The organism is Marinithermofilum abyssi (assembly GCF_014641195.1).
Lineage (GTDB): Bacteria > Bacillota > Bacilli > Thermoactinomycetales > DSM-45169 > Marinithermofilum > Marinithermofilum abyssi.
Window position 1 is genome coordinate 345,186 of record NZ_BMHQ01000002.1, and the last position, 19,597, is coordinate 364,782.

The following is a 19,597-nucleotide window of genomic DNA, read 5'->3' on the forward strand; positions in this document are numbered from 1 at the left end:
TTAATTCATCTCCATCATCAAGAGTTTCGGGTTTTCCAGCAACTCTTTGACGCGGTTCAGGAAGCGAGCTGCCACATCGCCATCGATCAGTCGGTGATCGATGCTCAAGGATACATTCATGATCGGGCGGATGACGATTTCACCGTCGACCACAACCGGACGGTCGGCCATTTTACCCATACCGAAGATGGCCACTTCCGGATAGTTGATGATCGGGGTGAAGAACTGTCCGCCGAAGGAGCCGATATTGGTAATGGTGAAGGTGCTGCCTTTCAGCTCATCCACACCGGCTTTGCGGTCGCGGGTCCGTGCGACCACGTCGCGGATCTCGTCCGCCAGTTGGAAGATAGACTTGCGGTCCACATCCTTCACGACCGGCACCACCAAACCGTCGTCGGTCGCCGTGGCGATCCCCATGTTGTAGTACTTCTTCAGTACGATTTCTTCTTTTTCATCATCGATGGAAGCGTTCAGCGTCGGGAACTCACGCAGGGCTGCCGTCAACGCTTTGATGACAAAAGGCAGATAGGTCAGCTTGATGCCGCGCTCTTCAGCCATCGGCTTCGCCCATTTGCGCACTTCCTTCAGCTCGGAAGCATCGATCTCGTCCATCACGGTTACGTGAGGGGCAGTAAATTTGCTTTGGACCATCCGCTTGGCAATCGTCCGGCGCATACCGCGCAGCGGCATCCGCTCTTCCAGATCGTCGCGGCCTTGGGATACCACCGGGGCAGCTGCTTTTTCTTCGGCTTCGGCCTCTTGAGCCGGTGCTTCCGCTACCGTTTCTTGCTTCGGTGCTTTCCCGAAGTTGTTCAGGTCGTCCAAGGTGATGCGACCGTGAGGGCCGGTCCCTTCCACCTGAGTGATGTCGATGCCCATTTCCCGGGCTTTTTTCCGAACGGAGGGCATGGCCAGAACGCGCTTTTTATCGCCTGTTTGCGGTTGAGCCGGCTGCCGCTCTTGTTTGGCTTCGGCTCTTTCTTCCGGAGCCTCTTCTTTTTGCTCTTCTTGAGCAGACTCTTCAGCAACATCGCCGTCGCCGGTGTCAAATACCGCCAATACGGAGCCGACTTCGACCACTTCGCCTTCTTCGGCGTTCAGTTTTTTCACGGTACCGGTGACCGGAGACGGGATCTCCACCACAGCTTTGTCCGTTTGCACTTCGGCAAGTACGTCGTCTTCTTTGATTTCGTCGCCTTCTTTTACGTAAAACTTCACGATTTCACCCTCGTGGATTCCTTCACCCACGTCGGGCAGCTTAAATTCGTAAGCCAAGAGGAAGAGCCTCCTTTCTCTAGTTTAGAAGTCCAGGGTTTTATAAATGCCGGCACAGATACGTTCCGGAGTCGGGAGCCACTCGTCTTCGATGGCAGACGGCGGGTACGGCGTGTCAAAGCCGGTCACACGCTGCACCGGAGCTTCCAAGGACAGGATCGCTTCTTCATTGATGCGGGCCACGATTTCCGCGCCTACACCACCGGTTTGAGCTGCTTCATGGATTACGACGGCACGGCCGGTTTTCTCCACGGAACCGATGATCGTTTCCAGATCCAAGGGAGAAATGGTCCGCAGATCGATCACTTCGGCTTTCACGCCGCGCTCTTTTTCCGCTTTTTCGGCAGCTTTTTGGGCCATCGGTACCATCGCCCCATAAGCAATCAGGGTGACGTCGGAACCTTCTTGCACCACGTTTGCTTTGCCGATCGGCACGGTGTAAGCTTCTTCCGGCACTTCACCTTTTACGGAGCGGTACAGTTTCATCGGCTCGTAGAACATGACCGGATCTTCGTCACGGATCGCGGAGATCAACAGACCTTTCGCGTCGTAGGGGTTGCTCGGCACAACCACTTTCACGCCAGGGCTGTGCAGGAACAGCGCTTCAAGGCTGTCGGAGTGCATTTCCGGGGTTTTCACACCGCCGCCGTAAGGAATACGGATGGTTAGCGGCACATTGAAACGTCCGCCGGAACGGAAACTCAACCGGGCTGCCTGGGTGGAGATTTGGTCCATACATTCATAAATGAACCCGGCAAACTGGATTTCGGCTACTGGCTTGAAGCCCATGGTAGCCAGACCGATAGATGCTCCGATGATGCCGGATTCGGCCAGCGGGGTGTCGAAAGACCGCTTCTCACCGAACGTTTGGTACAAACCTTCGGTTGCCCGGAACACGCCACCATTTACGCCGACGTCTTCCCCGAGAACGACAACGTTTTCGTCCCGTTCCATTTCCACGCGCATTGCATCGTTGATCGCTTTAATCAGAGTCATGGTGGCCATGATTATTTCTCCTCCTTCCAGCGGACATATTCTTCTTTTTGTTTTTGCAGAATCGGCGGAATGTTGGTGTAGGTATCGTCGATCAGCTCTTCCACCGTGCCTTTCGGCATTTTTTCCACTTTCTTGATGGCTTCGTTCATTTCATTGAGGATTTCTTCTTTTACGCGCTCTTCTTCTTCATCGTTCCAGAGACCTTTGGACTCCAGATATTTGCGGAAGCGTACCAGCGGATCTTTGTTGGTCCATTCTTGCTCTTCCTCTTTCGTCCGATAACGTCCCGGATCGTCACCCGCCATGGTATGGGGACCGAAACGATAGGTCACAGCTTCAATCAACGTCGGACCTTCGCCTTTGCGTGCCCGGTCAGCTGCTTCTTTGGTTGCTTGGTAAACGGCCAAGGCATCGTTTCCGTCCACTTGAATGCCGTGGATACCGTAAGCAATCGCTTTTTGGGCGATGGTTTCGGAGCGCATTTGCTTCGAAAGCGGCACACTGATGGCGTATTGGTTGTTTTGGCAGAAGAAAATGGAGTTGGCATCATACACAGCGGCAAAGTTGAGGCCTTCGTGGAAGTCCCCTTCAGAAGTAGCACCGTCACCAAAGAAGGAGATGGCTACTTTGTCTTCATCACGCAGACGGTAGGCCCACCCGGCACCTGCGCAGTGCGGTACGTGACCGGCGATGATGATTTGCGGCGGGAACATGTTCACATCTTCCGGCACTTTCATGCCGTTGATTTGACCACGAGAGTACAGGAAAACTTGTTCCACCGGGAAGCCGTGGTACATCGCGGTTCCCATGTCCCGATAGGAAGGGAAAAGCCAGTCGCTTTTCTTCAGGGCAGCCATGGAAGCGATTTGGCAAGCTTCCTGACCGGCCATCGGAGCATAGAAGCCGAGACGGCCCTGGCGGTTCAATTTGATGGCACGTCCGTCAAACGTGCGGATTTTGAGCATCCAGGCGTACATGTCCTTCAGCTCGTCGTCGGACAGATCGGGGGCTTGCTGCCCGTCGTTGATCTCGCCGTTTTCATTCAGGATTTGAAACATTTCCGTACCCTGCTTTAATTCCATGGTTTTCGGCACGACGGATACACCTCGCTTCAATTTGATCAAGTAAAAATTCCAGTAATTCACTTCAGTAGCATGCCTTATTCAAGAAAATTCATTCCCGAATCCGGCACAATGCAGCAAAAACGGGTCTCCAACCAGCAAAGGTTTTCATAGGAGACCTACCCTTGACCCTGTGGGGACAAACCTGACCGCGGCCATGAAATCCTATCTGGTTTTAACGATGTCATCTTCCTGGTCCCATGACCCTTGCTCATGACCCTTACAATCACCACAATTGAATGATACACCCCACTTATCCAGCAGTCAACTGGTCGACTTTTCCCAGAAAAATTAAGTAATACAGCATTCCGGGATTTGATTAGTACAGATAGGTACAGAGGACAGATACAGGTTTGGTTTCCGAATCAAAATGCACAAACATGTACTGGAACAACAAAGATTTTCATTTAGAAACTGTACTTGAAACCGTCTCCAAACAAAAAAGACTGTCCCACTTATTTGTGGAACAGTCATCTTGACAACATCCTCTTGAACGCAGCAAAAAGCTTCCGAATCGATATTGTCCGCACCCTCATGGGTTACGTAAGCCTTTATTAATCCAGCTTCAGTCCTTCCGGTACTTTGATCCGCAGGTTCCTTTTTTGAACCTGAAGCTGCCGCCGATCCTGTATCGTCACGCGCTCCCCCTGTTTCATCTCATATGCCTGCTCTGCGCGCAACAGACGGCCGCTGGCGGCATCCAGAACAAAACGTTGTGTGAGGTGGATGATCCGGTTCTTTGATACTGGCGCCAGCCCCCTATTTTGGTCGGAAGTCGATACGTAAGGCTGTGTCGGTGATTTCAGCAACACTCGGGATTTCGCTATTTCGTCCGGCCCCCATTTAATCTCGATGATGGTTTCCTTGCCCCTGCGTTGCATGTGTATTCCCTTATTTTTCACCGGGGTGCGGGACAAGATATTCTTCCATTGACGTAACAGGCTCAGCGGATGCTCCCAACCCGCGCTCCAATAGGGCCGAACCTCCTGCTCATCCCATACCCCCTGCTCCTTTCTCAAGTAAAATGCAGCCCTTGATGCTGCCCATTCGATGGGAAAGGATTTGGATTCCGCAATGATCTCTCCTTTTCCTACGACGAGGAAGGGGGAGGAAGAAGCCTGGATGGCAGCACCCATGGTGGTCACTTGTTTGAATCCCGGATCACCGATCAGCACCCGCTCGCCTACTCCCTGGAGAAGCATGCCGGGAGTTTGCTCCGTCTGCCGAATCGATCGGTCCAGTTGTGTAAGGACCCGGGTTAAGGCGGGCTCTTTCCTTTCCCCTGTTCCCGGTTCTTGTCCCCCTCGCACCCCTGCCGGCAACGAAGAGCACCCACTCAGATAAATCACCGCAATCAAGCCAATGATCCACGCTTTCACTCGGCCCATTCCTCTTCCCCCTTACCTGTCGGTTTTCAATCAGGAATTTACTAGGTAGTATTCTTCACTTCGAACGGCATCGTCACTTTTTTCTTTAACATCCGGGACCTATCACAACGGAACATCCATGTCCGAACTAGTTCTTCCGCTCATTTCGAGAAACTTTGTCAGCACTCTCGCAATGATATTGAACATTCGTTTTTATATGAAAAAAATGCAACCTTGTGGTTGCGCAGGTTGATGTCAAACCTCTTAAATAGCAAAAAGCTATCTACCCATCACTTCCTCTCTGATCACAAATATGATACGACGCTGCTCTTTTCTTTTTGAAGAATGTCAGCAGCTAAAACTCGTTTGGTTGCGGTGATCGGCGGCTTACAAGCGCGGGTCATTCAGGAGGCGTTGCAACTCTTCTTTGTGCCCCGTCTCATCAGCCACCATATCTTCCAGTTCGATTTTCAACCCGTATTCGCCCGCCTTTTCGGCCTGTGCCATGCGTTGGATATACCGCTGGATCGTTGCTGCTTCTTCATCGACGGCATGTTGCAGCATTTCCCGCACTTCGGTGTGCTGTTTCACTTCGCTGGGCTGAACCACCGGTGTGCCCCCCAAGGCAACGATTTTTTCCGCCAAGAAGCTGGCATGTCCGATCTCATCCCGGGCTTCATTTTCAAAAAAAGGTTTGAGTACCGGACGGCTCAGGCCCGAGACGACCGATGCATTATAAGTGTACTGGATAACGGCTCCGTATTCATGGGCCAAATCTTCATTCAATCCGTCTATCAAATCTTTGACCTCAGGTTTCACACTGAACAACTCCCTTCACAATGTCTCTATCCGATGTTGGTGCTGGTATATCTTTTCCCCATCCCCGTCTCGAATCAAACGATGGATCATTAAAAAGTTGATGTATAATGGAGACAGCTTGAAAAAAGGACGGATATTTGATGAAAGCATTGACCGACGGACAAATTCCTCTTCAATGGGGAGAAAAACGATACCATACGTGGAATTTTCATTTACGGCAGCATTTTGGGGAGAAAATCTTCAAAGTGCCGCTGGATGGAGGATTTACCTGCCCCAACCGGGACGGCAAAGTGACTACCGGCGGCTGTACTTTTTGCAGTGCCCGGGGATCGGGTGATTTTGCCGGCAACCGGCGGGATGATCTGGTCAAACAGTTTCATGACGTGCGGGACCGGATGCACAAAAAATGGCCGAAAGCCAAATACATCGGTTATTTTCAGGCCTTCAGCAACACCTACGCACCTGTCGAGGTTTTGCGGCCGATGTATGAGATCATTCTGGAGCAAAAAGACGTCGTGGGACTTTCCATCGCCACCCGGCCCGACTGCCTCCCGGATGATGTGCTGGATTTGTTGGAGGAGATCAATAAACGTACCTATCTGTGGGTGGAACTGGGGCTGCAAACGATTCACGACGAGACGTCCGATTTGATCAACCGGGGGCATGATTATGCCTGTTTCCTCGACGGGGTCGCCAAATTGCGGGAGCGTGGGATCCGCACCTGCGCCCACATCATTTACGGACTGCCTCAGGAGACACCGGAAATGATGCTGGAAACCGCCAAAGCTTGTGCAGCCATGGACATCCAGGGGCTGAAAATCCACTCCCTCCATCTGCTGAAGAAAACGCCGATGGTGAAACAATATGAAGCAGGGCTGTTGCAGTTCCTGGATAAGGACACTTACGTCAAGCTGGTAGCAGATACCTTGGAGATGATGCCGCCGAGCACGGTGATTCACCGGGTCACCGGGGACGGACCCCCGGACTTGATGATCGGACCCATGTGGAGCACAAAAAAATGGGAAACTCTGAATGCGATCGATGCCGAACTAAAACGGCGCAACAGTTGGCAAGGAAAGAAGTGGTCCCCTCACATCACCGCCCGGATACCGGATCGAAAAGGCGGGGCCGGCCAATGAGCCTCCCCGCCATTCTTCCCTTTGCCCAGGAACAAATCCGAAAATCCCTCTTCGACGGTGCCATCGCGGTGGATGCGACCGCCGGAAACGGCCATGATACGTTGTTTCTCGCCAAAGCTGTCGGTGCCAGTGGACACGTCTACTCCTTTGATATCCAGCAAGAAGCCTTGGAACGTACTCACCTCCGCCTCCACAGCGAAGGAGTAGGAGCCCGCGTGACGCTTTACCGGAAAGGACACCAGTTTATGAGGGAAGTATTGCCTGAACAGGTTTACGGCCGGGTGGCCGCCATGATGTTTAACCTCGGTTACCTTCCCAGGGGGGACCGCCAGGTAACGACGCGGGCAGAATCCACCATCACCGCTCTGGAACAAGGATTGCCGTTGCTGGCTCCCTACGGGGTATGCACCCTGGTCCTGTATACCGGACACCCTGGCGGCGAAAAAGAAGCCGATGCCGTCCTTGCTTTTACCAAGCAATTGGATCCCAAGCAGTACGATGCTGCATGGTATCAAATGTTGAACCGGAATCACGCCCCTTCCGTTGTGGCGATAAAAAAAGTGCGCTAATACAGACAAAAAGCCCGTTATCCAAACGGGCATAAAAAAACACCTTCCGTCGCTGAACCCGGAAGATGCTCTGCTCCATATGTTATGAAGTGAAGGGGGTCGGAGTCACCGGCCTTTTTTATGTTTGGCGGCCAAAGCGCTCAGACGCTCTTCACTGCTTTTCATCCATTTTTTCATCATATCCTCGAAATCTCCGGGACCACCACGTCCGCGACGGTTGCCTCCGCGAGGCCGATCATCGCTCAGGGCTTTGATGGAGAGCGAGATTTTGCCGGAGGAATCGATGGACAGCACCTTCGCCTTGATGGTGTCTCCCACATTCAGCTCGTCTTCCACTTTTTCGACGAACTTGTTGGAGATCTGAGAAATGTGAACCAGACCCGTCTCACCTGATTCCAGTTTGACGAAGGCACCAAAAGGTTTGATGGCTACAACTTCACCGCTGACGACGGATCCTTCCGCTAGCTGACTCATTCAAACACTCCCGAAAAAATCATATTCATTCTGTATGAAGATACCACTTATTTTCATCAAAGTCAATGGTTAATACGCCCAACACCCATGTGTAACCGCTTCCTATCCAACATACTGTTTTATCGCGATCGCCAAATGTGTTATACTTCTTCCGACGCGCATTGGCGAATAGAAAACACGGTCATACAATATGGTACGGGAAAAAGGAAGGATGGATCGATGAACATTCACACCGATACGCAAAATGCCAAACCGTTGGTTCTGGAAGGTCGTGTCCACTATAATCTTACTTCGGCGGAGCTGGTGGAAAAGGCCATCCAACGGCAGGAAGGCATCTTAACTTCCACAGGTGCCTTTGCCGCAGTAACCGGTGCCTACACCGGGCGCTCCCCGAAGGATAAATACATCACGGATGAACCTTCGGTTCATGATCATGTGAACTGGGGACTCGTTAACCAGCCGATCAAACCCGAAGCTTTTGACCGGTTGTACGAAAAAATACGGACGTATGTGAAACAGCGCGAGCTGTTTGTTTTTGACGGTTTCGCCGGAGCAGACCCTCATTACCGCATGCCGCTCCGCGTCATCAACGAGTTGGCTTGGCACAACCTGTTTGCCCGCCAATTATTTGTCCGTCCGCAAAGAGCGGACCTCGATCATTTTGAACCCGCTTTCACGGTAATCTGTGTACCGGGTTGCAAAGCCGACCCTGCAACAGACGGCACCCGTTCGGAAACCTTTATCGCGGTTAGTTTCGAGCAACGGTTGGTCCTGATCGGCGGCACCTCCTACGCAGGCGAGATGAAAAAGTCGATCTTCAGCGTGATGAATTACCTGCTGCCGGATCAAGGCGTATTGCCGATGCATTGTTCCGCCAACCAAGGGAAACGAGGAGACACCGCTCTCTTCTTCGGCCTGTCCGGAACCGGCAAGACCACTCTCTCCGCCGACCCGGAACGCAGGCTGATCGGAGACGACGAGCACGGTTGGACCGACACCGGTATTTTTAACATCGAAGGCGGCTGTTATGCCAAATGCATCGGTCTGTCCCGGGAAAAAGAACCCCAAATCTGGGATGCGATCCGGTTTGGTGCCGTATTGGAAAATGTGGTGATCCACCCGGATCGGATGCCGGATTATGCTGACAATTCCCTTACGGAAAATACCCGTGCCGCCTATCCGGTGGAACACATCCCCGGCGCTTTGATCCCGGGTGTGGGCAATCATCCTGAAGTGATCCTGTTCCTGACAGCAGACGCTTTCGGCGTCCTGCCCCCGATCGCCAAGCTGACACCCGAGCAGGCGATGTACCACTTTCTTTCTGGATACACCAGCAAGCTGGCCGGAACGGAACGGGGGATCACCGAACCGGAAGCCACCTTCTCCGCCTGTTTTGGAGCCCCGTTCCTTCCGCTTCCTGCAGCGGTTTATGCAGAAATGCTCGGAGAAAAAATCACTCGCCACGGTGTCCGGGTCTATCTGGTTAACACTGGATGGTCCGGCGGTCCCTATGGTTTCGGCGAACGGATGCAACTTTCCTACACTCGTGCCATGGTGCGGGCAGCACTGGATGGATCGCTGGAACAAAGCGCGTTTCACGAAGATCCGGTCTTCGGGTTCCACGTGCCCGACACTTGTCCCAACGTACCGTCGGATTTGCTGTATCCCCGCACCACTTGGTCCGATCCGGATGCCTACGATGTCAAAGCACGAGAACTGGCCCAGCGTTTCCACGAAAATTTCGCCCGCTTCACTCATGTCAGCGAAGCGATCCGCAACGCCGGACCGAAAGTGTAAAAGGCGGAGCGTTTTGACCTTTGCTGATGCTTGACAAAAATTCTCAGCAATTGCATAGGAGCAGCAGGAAGCCCTTCTGCCGAGTCGCGACTTTTGAACGACGTGCCCAGTGATAAAACGTGAAACCGAGGCAAAAAGCGAGCGTAGCACGCAAGGCGTGACGTGTACCCTGTGGGTGCTTGTGCCCGTGGGTGCACATCAATCATCTCCTTTGGCTCGCGCCTCGGTTATCGTTTTTGATGCCGGAAAGAAGCGACAGGTAGAAGGGCATTTTCTCAAGATGTTGTCAACATTCGACCTCATCCGATCGAGGGTTCGGTGTGATCGGTAAAGATCCTTTGCACTTTTTGCAAGGGACCAGAGACGATCACACCGGACCGGACCTCTAACAAGGAATAGGGAGTCTTTTTGTTAACGGATTCTCCAAATTTACGGAAACTTATTTTTTGCCCTCGCTCAACATGATAGAATCGTAGAGTACACCATTTTCTTATTTTTTATACGGATCGATTGCGTGACTAAAGGAGAAGGGTGGTGCCCTTGGAAGGTAAACGATTGGGTGGGCGCTACGAGATCGTTGGCCGACTGGGCGGCGGCGGAATGGCCACTGTCTATAAAGCTAAGGACCTCATGCTCGAGCGGCTTGTGGCTGTCAAGGTGATGAACGAATCACTCAGCCATGACGGCGAATTCATCCAGCGGTTTATGCGGGAAGCAAAAGCTGCCGCCAGCCTGTCCCATCCCAATGTGATCAATGTTTACGACGTAGGCAAAGAGAGAAGCACGCATTACATGGTGATGGAATATATGCAAGGCTCCTCTCTGATGGACTTGATTCAGGAATACGGCCCCTTCCCGACGGAGGAAGCCGTAACCATCGCCATGCAGGTGTGTGACGGGTTGCACCATGCGCATGAACACGGCATTATCCACCGGGATATCAAGCCGCATAACATCATGGCGACGGCAGACGGCCGTTTTAAAGTGGGAGACTTCGGAATCTCCCGATTCACAGGTGCGGCCACCATTACCCAAACGGGTTTTGTGATGGGATCCGTGCACTATTTCTCACCGGAACAGGCCCGGGGACGGGAAATCAGCCATCAATCGGATATTTACTCCCTCGGTGTGGTTCTCTACCAAATGGTAACCGGTGCACTTCCTTACGATGGGGAAGAGGCCGTAGCGATCGCCCTGCAACACATCCAAGAGCCGGTTCCGGATCCCCGCAGGATCAATCCCGACGTGCCGGAAGAGCTTTGCGCCATCATTGAAACGGCGATGGCCAAAGAGAAACACGCCCGTTACGCATCGGCCCGTGATATGATGGAGGACTTGCGACACTTGGCAGGCGGGGACTGGAATAGCGCGATCCCTTCCCTCGCCGGGCGGTTCCGGAAGGTAGCAGAAAACCCTGTTGCACCGCGGGCGACTTCTCGCCACCATCGGACGCAGACTCCCCCATCCGCTGCTTCCTTGCGCCGTTCCGACCGGCATCGAACACAACGGACAGCCGCATATGGAAAAACAAATTCCAGCAAAAAGAAGTGGTGGTGGACCGGGTTAGCCACAGCAGCCGGAATCATGCTTTTGTTCTTTTTCTTCTGGAACAGCGGAGATACTTCCCCTTCCGCTCAATCTTCCCACTCCGCCACGACTCAAAGCGAAGGAAAGAAAGAGAAAACAGCCAAAAAAGAAGGGGTGCCCAAGGACGCCGATTCATCGAAAGAAGCTGCCGATGAAACGGACGATTCGAAGCAGGAGGATGAGGAGCAGCAACCGTCTGAAGATACTCAGGATGACCATAATGATGCCCAAGATCCGAGCGCTTACCCCTGGCAAAATGATTTGCCCGGTCCATACGCGACCAATCAGTACATCAATTATCACCAGGTTAGCGGGGCCGACGGGGAATATGATGCCAGCATGATGATCAAAGGACCGCAAGGGGCATTTTTTTACGATGTGATTGTTGCCGATCCCATTGGAAAACGAGCGATTGCTACCCAACAGCCTATTCCCAATTCCGGGGATGAGGCCAATTACACACCGGCCAACTTCCACATTTCCATTCCCCAGGACCAGCTCCCCCAAGAAGAAGGGATGGCCAAAGTGGTTTACTACCGCCTGGATGCCAATGGACAACAGACGGACGTGTTGGAAGACTTGTTGCAAAAATGGGATGATTAATACCGGCGGTCACGGTTACAGGGTACCGTGGCCTTTTTTATATCGATTTGCGGCATAAGAAAAACGGACTCTGATGAGTCCGTCGATCAAAGATGTTGTGATTTACGCATCCAAAGCTTGCAACACTTCTTCCGGGCTTCCTGCGGAGCTCAGCTTTTCCCGGAAATCTTCGTGCATCAGTTTGCGGGATAGTGCCGCCAGGATTTGCAGATGCTCATTTCCTGCCTGCTCTTTCGGCACTGCGATCAGGAAAATCAAACGAGCCTCGTCACCAGATCCCGACCAGTCGATGGATTCCGGCAGCCGAGCGAAAGCCACAGCTGAACGTGCCACCCCTTCAGATTTGCCGTGAGGAATCGCCACATCAAACCCGATCGCAGTGGTACCTTGCTCCTCCCGTGCCCGTACAGCCTCCAGATAAGCCTCTTTATCCTTTAGCACGCCGGATGCTTCGAGCTGACCAGCCATCCGTTGAAGTACGTCTTCGCGGGATTGGACCGAAATATCCAACTGGATTGCTTCCCTATCGATTACATCACGAACTTCCATCGGTGTTCTCCTCCTGCTTTTGTACATTTTTCTTCAGCAATACGACCAATACACCCGACACGATCATCCCTGTTGCCAAGGCTAACACAAAACCGCCGATATTGCCTACGGCATGAGGTATCGGAAGAATGAACACACCGCCGTGGGGAGCCCGCAACGTACAGCCCAGACCCATCGCCAAAGCACCGGCCACAGCCGATCCTGACACCATGGCAGGGATCACCCGCAGGGGATCCGCTGCTGCAAAAGGAATCGCCCCTTCCGTAATAAAGGACAACCCCAGTACTCCGGCCGCCTTGCCCGCCTCCCGCTCTTCGCTCGTAAATTTATGCCGTGCGATCAACGTAGCCAGCCACAAGCCGAGGGGCGGTACCATACCCGCTGCCATCGTCGCTGCCATCGGGCCGTATACATCACTGCCCAGCAATCCGACACTAAAGGTGTAAGCTGCTTTATTAACCGGACCGCCCATATCGAAAGCCATCATCGCTCCCAAAATTAGTCCCAATACCGCCGCATTGGCGGATCCCATCGATTTCAACCAAGCAGTCAATCCATCCATCAGCGCTTTCACCGGTGTACCGACCACATAGATCATCAATAGCCCGACTGCCAGCGTAGCCAAAAATGGAATTATCAGCACCGGTTTCAATTTTTCCATACTTTTCGGTAATGGCAGAAAGTCTTTGATCCATTTGGCGATATAGCCCGCCATGAAACCGGCAGCAATACCTCCCAGGAAACCTGCACCCAAACTGGAAGCCAACATACCTCCCACCAATCCCGGAGCCAATCCTGCCCGATCAGCAATGGAATAGGCAATATATCCGGCTAAAATAGGGACCATTAGTGCAAATGCGCCTTCGGCTCCGATTTTCATCAAATTGGCGGCCAAGCTTTCTTTTTGCTCCGCGCCGTGAATCCCCCCGAATGCGAAGGACAAGGCAATAATCAGTCCGCCCGCCACCACCAGGGGAATCATAAAGGAAACCCCGTTCATCAGGTGTTTGTAGAAAGCGTTGTGCTGCCCTTTCTTCCCTTGGTCGGATTCTCCAGAGGAACTCTCCCTTGTCTCCGCTGCCGTTTCCTGCCGTTGCAGCGGCTCCTTTTGCAGCGCTTCTTCCACTACTTGAGGCCCGTTTTTAATCGCTTCACTCAAAGCCGCTTTTACAACGGGGATCTGTTGAAACCGCCCTTCCTCTGCATCCACGTCGGAGCAGATGATCACCGCATGAGCTTCCCGAATATCCTCCTCTGTAATCCGATTTTCCACCCCGGTAGCTCCCCGGGTTTCCACCTTGATGGAGACCCCTTTGGCCTTGGCTGCTTGTTGCAGCGATTCAGCCGCCATAAAGGTGTGGGCAATGCCCGTGGGGCAACCGGTAACCGCTAACAACTTCTTCATTGCAATCCCTCCCCGTATGGTCTATCAATCTGTGAAGAAACGCACCTTTCGAGCCGCCTCTTCCACCTGTTGTAAGGAGCCAAATTGCGTGCCGGAATAGGAGGCAGCGACAGAGCCAGCAGCGGTTGCAAAGCGGGCGGTTTTCTCCCAGTTCCACCCGGAGGTAACGCCGTAAACCAACCCTGCTACCATGGCATCCCCCGCTCCGACTGGGTGAGCATTCTCCACAGGAACCGGAATCGTTCGTAACTCCTGCTCCTTGGTGAAAAACCATGCTCCACTCTCTCCCATGGAAATTACCGCCGCTTCCACTCCCTTGTCCAACAGACGATGACCGGCTTCCCGTACATCCTGATCCCCTTGAATCGGTGAACCGGTCCACTTGGCCAGTTCGTCCAGATTGGGTTTGACGGCAAACGGAACCGCTTCCACTCCTTTGCGAAAAGACATCCCGTCTGCATCCAGGAATACAGGGACATCTTTCCTGTGAGCCAGGCGAATCAGCCGATAATACACATCGTCTGATACCCCGTCGGGCAGACTGCCGGAAAACACTGCAGCATCCGCTTCCTCCAACACCGAAGCCAACCGCTGTTCCAAAGTTTCCATCTCTTTTTCCGTTACCTGAAAGCCCGGTTCATTGATATCCGTTACACGGTTGGCTTCCGTCTCAACCAGTTTCCAATTGATCCGTGTATCCGCTTGCAACGTGACCAAACAATGGTGAATCCCCTCTCGCTGCAAGTGATCGACTAACAGCCGACCCGTCCAGCCTCCATTAAATCCGACTGCAATCACATCCGCTCCCAATTGATGCAGCGCCCGTGCCACATTGATCCCTTTTCCTCCGGGATCGATTCGGACCTGACTAAGACGATTGACGCGGCCGGGCTCCAATCGCGGCAGGGTAACCGTTTTATCAATGGCCGGATTTAAAGTCAACGTCACGATTTTCCCCATCCGTCTCCTCCTCACGACTTATACCAATATCACTTCTACACCGGAATCCCTGACTTGTTTCACCACTTCGGCAGGCGCTTGTTCGTCCGTGATCCACACATCCACCTCGGAGATCGCCGCCACTTTGGCAAAGGAAGTGTTGCCGATTTTACTGGAATCACACAACAAAATCACTTGGCTTGCCGCTCGGATCATTGCTTTTTTCATCTGAGCTTCATACAAGTTGGGAGTGGTAAGACCCGCCTCCAGGTCCAGCGCATTGGTTCCTAAAAAGACTTTGTCTACTTTCACCATCTCTAGCACTTGCTCTGCAATGGGACCCACCAGGGATTGGGTTCCCTTTCTTACAATCCCGCCTGTACTGACCAGTTCCAGCGATTCCGCTTGTTCCAGCTCCTGCAGAATCCGATAGGAATTGGTCACCACGGTCAAGGCGCGAAAAGAGGCGAGGAAAGGAACCATCTGATACGTGGTTGTCCCTGAATCGAGAAGAACCGTATCACCTTCTCCCACCCATTCCATCGCCTTGGCAGCAATCCGCTTTTTTTCATCTGCATGTTGCACGGTTTTTTCGGAAAACGTAGGCTCAAACCCCACCGACTGATTTGCCAGGGCTCCCCCGTGCGTTCGCCGCAGCAACCCAGCCTCTTCCAGCTCTTTTAAATCCCGTCGGATAGTCGCCTCCGATACGTGAAAAACCGAGGTGAGTTCGGCGACAGATGCACGGGCATGTTCGTTGATATACTGCAGGATTTGTTTTTGCCTTTCCTCAGCAAACATGATCGGCTCTTCCTTATTGTTTGTGATTTATTTTGATTATATATGATTGTTTATGACCTTTTCAAGCGCTTTCATTTGGAAATGCTTGCCCTTTCCATCCCTGCCGTCTTTCTTGAAAAATGCTGCTAAAATTGCTATGATCAGCAAAGTGAATCTAACGTCAGGAAGGAATCGCCCCATGAACAAACGTCCCATTATTATTGGTGTGGCAGGCGGCAGCGGATCGGGAAAAACGACCGTCGCCCGAAACATCTGTGACCGCTTTGCCGAATCGGTAGCACTCATTGAACAGGATGCTTACTATAAAGATCAATCCCATCTTCCCATGGAGGAGCGCGTAAAAACCAACTACGATCATCCACTCGCCTTTGACAACGAGCTGTTGATTGACCATTTGCACCAGCTTATGGAAGGAAAGTCCGTCGAGAAGCCGGTGTATGATTATACCCAACACACCCGTGCTCAGGAGACCATCACCGTGGAGCCAAAGAATGTGATTATTCTGGAGGGGATCTTGATCCTGGAGGATGAACGGCTGCGAGAACTGATGGATATCAAAGTGTTTGTGGACACCGATGCCGATGTGCGCATCCTGCGCCGGATGGAACGGGATATGAAAAGCAGGGGCCGCTCGCTGGACTCCGTCATTCAGCAGTATTTGACCGTCGTCCGTCCGATGCATCTGCAATTTATCGAGCCCAGCAAACGCTACGCCGACTTGATCATTCCCGAAGGCGGGTACAATCAGGTGGCCGTCAACCTGCTGGTAAACCAAATCCAAACCTTCCTCTCCGGAAACGGGACTTCCGATTTTCAACTGAAAGAGCGGCCATGAGCATATAAAAAAGACAGCCTGCATCAAGCAGACTGTCTTTTTTATATATCCTATTCCCTTACAGCCGTCCACCCATCTGTTTCAGGATTTCCTCCGCCTCTTCAAAACGTGCTTCATCAGTAACCACCGTTACCGACAAGTCTTCGGCCCCGAATTCGTCGCTGCCGTCCGCCATTCCGCTGGAATAGTTGTCGGCGGCTTTCAGAACCCCCGCATCCCGGCCGGAAACCGGCGCTCCTGTAACTGTGGACAAGGCAGAAGGCGGTTCGGCAATCGGGTTGTCCAGATCACTTCCGTCTTCCCTCGGGCTGAAGGAAAAGCGGGACAGATCGACCGTTTCAAACCCTTGCGCTTTCAACTGCTCGACTGCTTCCTTGGCACGCCGTTCCGTCCGGAAAAACGCGATGACGCTCCGTTCACCCATGGGGCGTCCTCCTTTGCAGCAATTTCTTTTTTAATGTGGGCAAAGTCCGCCATTTTATACTTTTGCCTCCGCTTTTTTCCACTCTTCCGCTTGCTCCTCCACCACGTCCAAGAGCCGCTCCAGTGCCGGAGTCAACCATTTGTCCCTATGGTAAGCGAGTTGAGTAACCACCCGGTCTTCCCGGTGCTTCCAGTTCAGAGCAATCAACTTGCCTTCCTTCAACTCTTCCACCACTGTCATAATCGGTAAATAGGAGATCCCCAGACCGGCCATCACACAGTTTTTGATGGCCTCCACATTCCAAAACTCCATCTGGTCATCACTTGGTATTCCCGCCTTCTTCAGCCGGTAATCCAATAGCTCCCGGTAGGTGCATCCCGCTTCCGTCTTAAGCAAGGTTTCCCCTTGTAATGCTTCCGGCAGTACTTCCTCGTTGGAAGCCAACGGGTGATGCGGTGGGGCGATCATAACCAACTCTTCGTCCACCAGGGAGCGAATGACCAGATCTTCCTCATCACGGGGCTCTTCCAGCAAAAAAGCCACGTCCAGCTCTCCTTTACGCAGTTTGGCGCGCATTTTCCAACAGTGGCCCGGCTGCATCACTAGTTTCACTTGCGGATAACGCCGCCGATACTCCCTCAAGATGACTGGCAGCCGATATGCGGTGAGGGATTCCGGTGCCCCGATCACCAGGGTACCGGTGGGCGCATCGCCTGCGCCGGCCACCTCCAACGCCCGGCGGGACAGTTGCATCATATCCCGGACATAAGGGAGCAGACGCTTCCCGGCTTCCGTCAGCACCACTTTTTTACCCAGGCGATCAAAGAGGGGCCTCCCCAGCTCTCTCTCCAACGCTTGGATATGAGCGGTAATCGTCGACTGAGCATAACCCAAATGTTCCCCCGCCCGGGTGAATCCTCCTTCTTCTGCCACTACCTGGAATGTATGCAAATGGCGTAATTCCACCTGGAACATCCTTTCCCATCGGATATACCGATCATTTTCATCAAAATCATTCATTTTATAAATACCATGAATCGCCTTAGAATAGAAGTAACAAACAAAGGGAGTTGCGCGTATGAAAGAGAAAAAAATGGGTGCTTGGCTGCTCAGCGGCCTAATCATCGGACCGATACTCGGTTCCGGCATTATTCTCCTGCCCCCGATGATCGTCCAAACCACCGGCGATTACGCCTTGCTGGCATGGGTGATGATCCTGGGACTGGGGTTCCTCTTTGCCCGCCTTTTCGGCCGCTTGAGCCTGGCCTATCCTGGCGATGCCGGAGCCGCTCTGGCAGTAGAACATGCCTTCGGGCCAAGGTTTCGCCAGTTGTCCGCATTGTATCTCCTATCGGCCATTGGGGTGGGCCCGGTGGTGGTATTGCACACCGCAGGTGAATTTTTCAGTGTGTGGATCCACGGCGACTTAAGCGGATCGATATGGTACGGCTTGTTGCTGTGGATCGGGTGCATCCTCATTCTGTTCGGACATATTACTTTCGTGAGCAAAATTTCCCTGGTTCTCTCTTCAGCCGCCGCCCTGATCCTCGTTTGCGGGAGTTGGGCGGCCATCCCCTATTTTCGGAAAGGTGACTGGATCGCCACACCCTTTGAGTGGGGTTCCTTTGGCAGCGGGTTGCTCCTTTTGTTCTGGGCCCTGGCCGGTTGGGAAATTATCGGGAATTACAGCAATGAGGTGCGCAACCGGGAAAAAACCATTCCCCGGGCAATACTGATCAGCACCTTGATCATCGCCCTGGTCAGCCTTTCCGTCGCCGCTTCCGCCCAGTGGATCGATCCTGCCCGCTTGCATTTGGCTGAAAAGCAGCCCCTGTTGTTGACTGTCGTACTCTACCCGTTATTGGGTCCAGCCGCGATGCCGCTGTTATCCACGATTACGGCAGGACTTTGTATCAGCACGGTCCTGCTGGTGATGGGCGGCACTTCCCGCCTCATGGCCTCCCAAGCGGAACAAGGCACTTTCCCCCAGTTTCTCGCCCGACGAAACCGCCGGAATGTCCCCATCGCAGGAATCGCTTTTTTAGGGTGCATTCATTTGGCTGTCTTTGCAGCATTGGGGATGGGGTGGCTGCAACCGCAAAGCCTGGTTGCCATCGCCAACTCCTTTTTTATCGGCAATGCCCTCCTCGGCGTTTTGGCCGCCGCCCGCCTGATCCGCGACTGGAAGATCCGCTGTACTGCCGCCATCTTGACGGTAGGCTTTTTCCTGCTGTTGCTCCAAATTCCCTGGTGGGTTTGGATTTGGATGCTTGCTTTGGCATGGTTGGCCTGGAAACAGCAAGGCAAATATCGAGTCGTGTCAACCAACGCACAGCCCGGAGGAAATCCATCACAAAAGCTGACTCCCGCCGATGCGTCACACCAACTGCCTGCCCACTGAAGCATCCTTTTTTTCTTCTACGTAACATTGTTCTCATCCATAAAATCGAGGAGGGATCCTTCATGAACAATATCCTGATTCTGTACGGCAGCAGCCGCCCCGGCGGCAACTCCGAAATCCTGACGGAAAAAGCGGTCGAAGGGCTGGAATGAAAAACTTTATTGACCGCTGGTCTCAAAGTATGCGTGAGCCGGATCTGAACTTCAGCGATCGCATGGCTCAGAAAGAAGCATATGTCCTCATCACCGGCGGCGATCAACCCAAAATCAAAGGACTCCCCCTGATCCAGCAATTTCACTGGATTCTTGACTTTGTCGGAGCCCGCCTCCATCGCTGGATCATCGGGGAAGGGAACCGTCCGGGGGATGTGCTGCAGGATGCGGAAGCTCTTCGCCAAGCAGAAGAATGGAACCGGTTGTTGCAGAGCAGATAAGTGGACAAAAGAAGCCCTTTTGCCTCGCGCTCTATAGCGACTCGGCAAAAGGGCTTCTTGCTC

General features: G+C 53.0%; 20 protein-coding genes. 8 read left to right on the top strand and 12 right to left on the bottom strand.

What is annotated here, in order from left to right; genetic code table 11:
• The 5 genes from IEW70_RS03955 to IEW70_RS03975 form a co-directional block, all read right to left on the bottom strand.
• The gene (locus tag IEW70_RS03955; RefSeq protein ID WP_188646606.1) at window positions 1-1,275 is read right to left on the bottom strand and encodes a dihydrolipoamide acetyltransferase family protein; all 1,275 of its coding nucleotides are present in this window, start codon (window positions 1,273-1,275) and stop codon (window positions 1-3) included.
• Window positions 1,276-1,299: 24 nt separating this feature from the next.
• Window positions 1,300-2,280 (bottom strand): alpha-ketoacid dehydrogenase subunit beta, encoded by a 981-nt coding sequence (locus IEW70_RS03960; RefSeq protein WP_188646607.1) that lies wholly within the window; start codon window positions 2,278-2,280, stop codon window positions 1,300-1,302.
• 2 nt (window positions 2,281-2,282) lie between these two features.
• Window positions 2,283-3,365 carry a pyruvate dehydrogenase (acetyl-transferring) E1 component subunit alpha gene (gene pdhA / locus IEW70_RS03965; protein ID WP_188646608.1) on the bottom strand — a complete coding sequence of 361 codons (1,083 nt, stop codon included), beginning with the start codon at window positions 3,363-3,365 and terminating at the stop codon, window positions 2,283-2,285.
• A gap of 581 nt (window positions 3,366-3,946) precedes the next feature.
• Window positions 3,947-4,780 (bottom strand): hypothetical protein, encoded by an 834-nt coding sequence (locus IEW70_RS03970; RefSeq protein WP_188646609.1) that lies wholly within the window; start codon window positions 4,778-4,780, stop codon window positions 3,947-3,949.
• A 366-nt stretch (window positions 4,781-5,146) separates the two neighbouring features.
• Window positions 5,147-5,578, bottom strand: a complete 432-nt coding sequence (locus IEW70_RS03975) for a ferritin-like domain-containing protein (protein ID WP_188646610.1) — start codon at window positions 5,576-5,578, stop codon at window positions 5,147-5,149.
• Window positions 5,579-5,718: 140 nt separating this feature from the next.
• Between IEW70_RS03975 and mnmL the strand changes: the two genes are divergently transcribed.
• Together mnmL and mnmM are read left to right on the top strand one after the other, a co-directional pair.
• Window positions 5,719-6,717, top strand: coding sequence for a tRNA modification radical SAM protein MnmL/YtqA (mnmL, locus tag IEW70_RS03980; protein ID WP_188646611.1), 999 nt, complete (start codon window positions 5,719-5,721; stop codon window positions 6,715-6,717).
• A complete protein-coding gene (gene mnmM, locus IEW70_RS03985; protein ID WP_188646612.1) occupies window positions 6,714-7,286 on the top strand; it encodes a tRNA 5-(aminomethyl)-2-thiouridylate-methyltransferase MnmM in 573 nt (190 codons plus the stop codon). Before mnmL ends, mnmM begins: the two co-directional genes overlap by 4 nt.
• Window positions 7,287-7,391: 105 nt before the next feature.
• On the opposite strand, the gene IEW70_RS03990 is transcribed toward mnmM, so the two are convergent.
• The gene (locus IEW70_RS03990; protein ID WP_188646613.1) at window positions 7,392-7,760 is read right to left on the bottom strand and encodes a S1 RNA-binding domain-containing protein; all 369 of its coding nucleotides are present in this window, start codon (window positions 7,758-7,760) and stop codon (window positions 7,392-7,394) included.
• Window positions 7,761-7,979: 219 nt separating this feature from the next.
• Here IEW70_RS03990 and pckA point away from each other — a divergent pair, with 219 nt between their 5' ends.
• Window positions 7,980-9,557, top strand: coding sequence for a phosphoenolpyruvate carboxykinase (ATP) (gene pckA / locus IEW70_RS03995; protein ID WP_188646614.1), 1,578 nt, complete (start codon window positions 7,980-7,982; stop codon window positions 9,555-9,557).
• Between the two features lie 534 nt (window positions 9,558-10,091).
• On the top strand, window positions 10,092-11,747 hold the full coding sequence (pknB, locus tag IEW70_RS04000; RefSeq protein WP_188646615.1) for a Stk1 family PASTA domain-containing Ser/Thr kinase: 1,656 nt from the start codon (window positions 10,092-10,094) through the stop codon (window positions 11,745-11,747).
• Between the two features lie 102 nt (window positions 11,748-11,849).
• Here the strand turns inward: pknB and IEW70_RS04005 are convergent, their stop codons facing one another.
• From IEW70_RS04005 to IEW70_RS04020, 4 genes are read right to left on the bottom strand one after another with little or no spacing between them, the layout of a single operon-like run.
• Entirely contained in the window at window positions 11,850-12,296 is a 447-nt protein-coding gene (locus tag IEW70_RS04005; RefSeq protein ID WP_188646616.1) for a PTS sugar transporter subunit IIA, read from the bottom strand.
• A complete protein-coding gene (locus IEW70_RS04010) occupies window positions 12,283-13,701 on the bottom strand; it encodes a PTS fructose transporter subunit IIC (RefSeq protein WP_188646617.1) in 1,419 nt (472 codons plus the stop codon). Before IEW70_RS04010 ends, IEW70_RS04005 begins: the two co-directional genes overlap by 14 nt.
• A gap of 24 nt (window positions 13,702-13,725) precedes the next feature.
• Window positions 13,726-14,661 carry a 1-phosphofructokinase gene (gene pfkB, locus IEW70_RS04015; RefSeq protein ID WP_188646618.1) on the bottom strand — a complete coding sequence of 312 codons (936 nt, stop codon included), beginning with the start codon at window positions 14,659-14,661 and terminating at the stop codon, window positions 13,726-13,728.
• 18 nt (window positions 14,662-14,679) lie between these two features.
• Window positions 14,680-15,441 carry a DeoR/GlpR family DNA-binding transcription regulator gene (locus IEW70_RS04020; RefSeq protein WP_188646619.1) on the bottom strand — a complete coding sequence of 254 codons (762 nt, stop codon included), beginning with the start codon at window positions 15,439-15,441 and terminating at the stop codon, window positions 14,680-14,682.
• Between the two features lie 178 nt (window positions 15,442-15,619).
• Between IEW70_RS04020 and udk the strand changes: the two genes are divergently transcribed.
• Window positions 15,620-16,276, top strand: a complete 657-nt coding sequence (gene udk / locus IEW70_RS04025) for a uridine kinase (protein WP_188646620.1) — start codon at window positions 15,620-15,622, stop codon at window positions 16,274-16,276.
• 58 nt (window positions 16,277-16,334) lie between these two features.
• Here udk and IEW70_RS04030 read toward each other — a convergent pair whose 3' ends face one another.
• Window positions 16,335-16,700, bottom strand: coding sequence for a hypothetical protein (locus IEW70_RS04030; protein WP_188646621.1), 366 nt, complete (start codon window positions 16,698-16,700; stop codon window positions 16,335-16,337).
• Between the two features lie 54 nt (window positions 16,701-16,754).
• On the bottom strand, window positions 16,755-17,666 hold the full coding sequence (locus IEW70_RS04035; RefSeq protein WP_188646622.1) for a LysR family transcriptional regulator: 912 nt from the start codon (window positions 17,664-17,666) through the stop codon (window positions 16,755-16,757).
• Window positions 17,667-17,778: 112 nt separating this feature from the next.
• On the opposite strand from IEW70_RS04035, the gene IEW70_RS04040 reads away from it, so the two are divergent.
• From IEW70_RS04040 to IEW70_RS04045, 3 genes are all read left to right on the top strand, one after another.
• Window positions 17,779-19,101, top strand: a complete 1,323-nt coding sequence (locus IEW70_RS04040) for an APC family permease (protein WP_188646623.1) — start codon at window positions 17,779-17,781, stop codon at window positions 19,099-19,101.
• 62 nt (window positions 19,102-19,163) lie between these two features.
• On the top strand, window positions 19,164-19,253 hold the full coding sequence (locus tag IEW70_RS17760; protein ID WP_229751808.1) for an NAD(P)H-dependent oxidoreductase: 90 nt from the start codon (window positions 19,164-19,166) through the stop codon (window positions 19,251-19,253).
• Entirely contained in the window at window positions 19,250-19,534 is a 285-nt protein-coding gene (locus IEW70_RS04045) for a flavodoxin family protein (protein WP_229751809.1), read from the top strand. Before IEW70_RS17760 ends, IEW70_RS04045 begins: the two co-directional genes overlap by 4 nt.
• The last annotated feature ends 63 nt before the right edge of the window (window positions 19,535-19,597 follow it).

Bases quoted from the DNA above. Each gene is read 5' to 3' on its own strand.
- IEW70_RS03960 (WP_188646607.1), bottom strand. From the start codon at position 2,280: ATGGCCACCATGACTCTGATTAAAGCGATCAACGATGCAATGCGCGTG.
- IEW70_RS04030 (WP_188646621.1), bottom strand. From the start codon at position 16,700: ATGGGTGAACGGAGCGTCATCGCGTTTTTCCGGACGGAACGGCGTGCC.
- IEW70_RS04005 (WP_188646616.1), bottom strand. From the start codon at position 12,296: ATGGAAGTTCGTGATGTAATCGATAGGGAAGCAATCCAGTTGGATATT.
- IEW70_RS04045 (WP_229751809.1), top strand. From the start codon at position 19,250: ATGAAAAACTTTATTGACCGCTGGTCTCAAAGTATGCGTGAGCCGGAT.
- IEW70_RS17760 (WP_229751808.1), top strand. From the start codon at position 19,164: ATGAACAATATCCTGATTCTGTACGGCAGCAGCCGCCCCGGCGGCAAC.
- IEW70_RS04020 (WP_188646619.1), bottom strand. From the start codon at position 15,441: ATGTTTGCTGAGGAAAGGCAAAAACAAATCCTGCAGTATATCAACGAA.
- IEW70_RS03990 (WP_188646613.1), bottom strand. From the start codon at position 7,760: ATGAGTCAGCTAGCGGAAGGATCCGTCGTCAGCGGTGAAGTTGTAGCC.
- udk (WP_188646620.1), top strand. From the start codon at position 15,620: ATGAACAAACGTCCCATTATTATTGGTGTGGCAGGCGGCAGCGGATCG.
- IEW70_RS04040 (WP_188646623.1), top strand. From the start codon at position 17,779: ATGAAAGAGAAAAAAATGGGTGCTTGGCTGCTCAGCGGCCTAATCATC.
- IEW70_RS04010 (WP_188646617.1), bottom strand. From the start codon at position 13,701: ATGAAGAAGTTGTTAGCGGTTACCGGTTGCCCCACGGGCATTGCCCAC.
- pfkB (WP_188646618.1), bottom strand. From the start codon at position 14,661: ATGGGGAAAATCGTGACGTTGACTTTAAATCCGGCCATTGATAAAACG.
- mnmL (WP_188646611.1), top strand. From the start codon at position 5,719: ATGAAAGCATTGACCGACGGACAAATTCCTCTTCAATGGGGAGAAAAA.
- pckA (WP_188646614.1), top strand. From the start codon at position 7,980: ATGAACATTCACACCGATACGCAAAATGCCAAACCGTTGGTTCTGGAA.
- IEW70_RS03970 (WP_188646609.1), bottom strand. From the start codon at position 4,780: ATGGGCCGAGTGAAAGCGTGGATCATTGGCTTGATTGCGGTGATTTAT.
- mnmM (WP_188646612.1), top strand. From the start codon at position 6,714: ATGAGCCTCCCCGCCATTCTTCCCTTTGCCCAGGAACAAATCCGAAAA.